This window comes from Maridesulfovibrio bastinii DSM 16055 (genome assembly GCF_000429985.1).
Taxonomy (GTDB): Bacteria; Desulfobacterota; Desulfovibrionia; order Desulfovibrionales; family Desulfovibrionaceae; genus Maridesulfovibrio; species Maridesulfovibrio bastinii.
In genome coordinates this window covers 1-1745 of the sequence record NZ_AUCX01000039.1, presented here as the reverse complement: position 1 = coordinate 1745, position 1745 = coordinate 1, and the positions used below count along the sequence as shown (strand labels likewise).

The 1745-nt window shown below is 28.4% G+C and carries 2 protein-coding genes; one reads left to right on the top strand and one right to left on the bottom strand.

All coding sequences use genetic code 11. The features are described 5' to 3' along the window. On the top strand, window positions 1-1078 hold a 1078-nt coding region (locus G496_RS19915; protein ID WP_211233852.1), incomplete at its 5' end, for a hypothetical protein. A gap of 16 nt (window positions 1079-1094) precedes the next feature. Here the strand turns inward: G496_RS19915 and G496_RS0114415 are convergent. Next, the coding region (locus G496_RS0114415; RefSeq protein ID WP_211233851.1) for a phosphatase PAP2 family protein at window positions 1095-1745 on the bottom strand (651 nt) is incomplete at its 5' end.

Here is a 1745-nt window from a genome sequence, read left to right as displayed (position 1 = left end):
GATAACTACAAATTATGGTAAGATAATGAATCATAATCTGAAAAACAAATTGATGACTTATTCTCCCATAATATTTGCTGTGATCTATGCTATATCTGCTTCATTAAGTACTTTTTTATCAAATTATTTCCAAGGATTTCTATTCTCAATACCAGATGAAATATGTAAGCAACACACAGAAATAATTAGGCCATATATAAAAAATTTTTCAACAGTCATCGATTTTTTATTACTAAATCCATTGACAATATTTCTACTACAAAAATCAGCTTTAAAAGCTAAAAGAATGCAAAATGTATTTTTTTCAAAATCTATAATATCAAACTACCATAGAATTGGACTCATTATACTGTCATTTACAATAGCATTTGTATCAATGAAATTATATTATAACAACTTTTTAAATGGTAATTACTATGATTCAAATATTTTACCAGGAATCAATGGCCCATATATTACATTAAGTGGTTGGATAGTGTTCTTTTGGACTACTACTTTCATGTGGTTTTTATTTTATAATGTATTTATTTATTCATTGCATGTATTATTTATAGTTTCATTGTCAACAAAAGACATAGTTTATAATCCATTCCACCCAGACGAATCAGGTGGATTACGTTTTATAATATCTCCTTCACTTCTATTTTTATATGCAATGCTAGTTCTTTTAGTTATTTTTATTATTTTTGCATTTCAAGATAAATTATATAATATAAGTGAAAGTATTAGGTATGTCGGTTTTATTGTTTATGCTGCAGTATCAATACCACTTTTTTATGCCCCCATATTTCATTTACATGTTCTAATGAAGCGTAAGAAAGATTTATATACTGACTATTTCTACAATTATACGAAAACAATTTTTACAACTGAGCTTACTAAAATGTCTTTAAATCATCAAAAAATGGAATATGTAAATAAAATTGAGGCGGTAAATAAGTACAAAGTGGTTCTAGACTCCTTTCCTCTCTGGCCTCTTCCTAGGAGAACTTTTATAACACCTGTCGCATCATTTTTTCTCGCCTTGCTACCAACGGCAGTTCAAAATATTTGTCCTTATCTTGCAACTTTATTTTAACTACTTGTAGATATTTTTAAATAAAATTGTTAGCTAATGTAATAAAAATTTTAAAGCTAATATATCCCAAAATTACTCCTGCAGGAATATCAATTATATAATGCTGTTTAGTGAACAATGTACTAATTGCAATTAAAATTGAAAATAGAGATGCCAATATGGCAACAAATAATCCCTGCCCACAATTTGTATATATATGTAAAGATGTCAAAGTCGCAACACTAACATGCATACTAGGAAAACAATTAGTTGTGTCATCAAAATGATGAACAAAAGATAGAAAACGAGTAGATTTAGATTCTAAAGGATCATAGTTTCTCCAATGCTTAGGAGTTTTTACAGGAAATAACATAAAAATAATAATTTGTAGTCCCAGAAGAATTATATAGCTAAAGGCCGTGTATGCAAACTGTTTTAAAGAGTTCATAGTAAGAACAATAAAAATAATAATAGGGTAGTATAATCCAGAATATACCCATACCCAACGGGGTTGAAAAGGAATCATCTCATCAAATTTTGTTCCTAACTCTCTTGGAGCTAATATTTTTTTTCTCTGTGGTAAAAAATAGAATTGATAACCGCCAACAATTAAGATGACAGCTAGTGTCATTCCGACAATGCTATCAAAAATTTGCATAAGCAACACCTGCGATAATTTGTAGTTATC